Origin of the sequence: Chelatococcus albus, from assembly GCF_030067675.1 — a bacterium.
GTDB classification, from domain to species: domain Bacteria; phylum Pseudomonadota; class Alphaproteobacteria; order Rhizobiales; family Beijerinckiaceae; genus Chelatococcus_A; species Chelatococcus_A albus.
The window spans coordinates 1-1300 of the sequence record NZ_JASJEV010000031.1; the positions used below are offsets into that span (position 1 = coordinate 1).

Below are 1300 nucleotides of genomic sequence, written 5' to 3' on the forward strand. Positions count from 1 at the left end.
TGAGCGGTCCGAGACATGGGTGACAGGACGTACCGGACACATGGGTGACACTTCCCCCAGGCGCGCCTGGGGGAAGTGTCGATGCCGTGGAAGGAGTGTTCGGTCATGGACGAGCGTCTGCGATTTGTCGCCCGGCTGTTGGACGGAGATGGGATGAGCGAGGTCTGTCGGGACTTCGGCGTCTCGCGGAAAACCGGCTACAAGATCTTCAACCGCTATCGGGAGCACGGGCTGGAGGCGCTGAGCGACCGCTCGCGCCGGCCGGTGCGCTACGCCAACCAGCTGCCGGCGCCGATCGAGCAGCTGATCGTCCGCTGCAAGGAGGACAAGCCGCACTGGGGCGCGCGCAAGATTCGCGAGTTGCTGGTGCGCCGGCTGGCCGGCGACGTGCGCGTGCCCGCCAAGAACACCATCCATGCGGTCCTGCACCGGCATGGCCTGGTCAAGGTCCCTGGCCGCCCGCGTCGTCGGGCGCAGGGCACGGCGCTTTCGCCGGGCGCCGAGCCCAACGACCTCTGGTGCGCCGACTTCAAGGGCGAGTTCAAGCTGGGCGACGGCCGCTACTGCTATCCGCTGACCGTCACCGACCACGCCTCGCGCTTTCTGCTGCTGTGCGAGGCGCTGGAGTCCACCCGCGAGGAGCTGGCCATCACCGCCTTCGAGCAGCTGTTCCGTGAGCGCGGCCTGCCCGGCGCGATCCGCTCCGACAACGGCGTGCCCTTCGCCAGCCCCAACGGCCTCTACGGACTTTCCAAGCTCTCGGTCTGGTGGCTGAGGCTCGGCATCGAGATCGAGCGCATCAAGCCCGGCCGGCCCCAGCAGAACGGCCGCCACGAACGCATGCACTTGACCCTGAAGAAGGAGACCACCCGCCCGCCGGGCCGCAACAGCTTGCAGCAGCAGGGCCGTTTCGACGCCTTCGTCCGCGAGTTCAACACCGAGCGGCCGCACGAGGCGCTGCAGATGAAGCCGCCGGCCGAGGTCTACTCCCCCTCACCAAGGCCCTACCTGGGCCTGCCTGAGCTCAGCTATCCGCTGCACGACCGCGACATCATGGTCACCGCCTGCGGGCGGCTGTGCATGCACCGTAAGAAGATCAACATCTCCACCGTGCTCGCCGGCCAGCGGCTCGGCATCAAGGAAGTCGACGAGGGCATATGGCTCGTCAGCTTCATGCACTACGATCTCGGCTACATCGATCTGGAGCAGAAGACCCTGCAAACCCTCGACAACCCGTTCGGCCCGAGGTTGTCACCCATGTCTTAGGTACGTTCTGCAACCCATGTGTCCGGGTTGGACA

1 protein-coding gene is annotated in these 1300 nt (G+C 66.5%); it reads left to right on the forward strand.

The window, feature by feature from the left end; translation table 11 throughout:
* Positions 1 to 81 precede the first annotated feature (81 nt).
* Positions 82 to 1266, forward strand: a complete 1185-nt coding sequence (locus tag QNA08_RS18905; protein ID WP_283742282.1) for an IS481 family transposase — start codon at positions 82 to 84, stop codon at positions 1264 to 1266.
* Positions 1267 to 1300: the final 34 nt, after the last annotated feature.

Bases quoted from the DNA above. Each gene is read 5' to 3' on its own strand.
- QNA08_RS18905 (WP_283742282.1), top strand. From the start codon at position 82: ATGCCGTGGAAGGAGTGTTCGGTCATGGACGAGCGTCTGCGATTTGTC.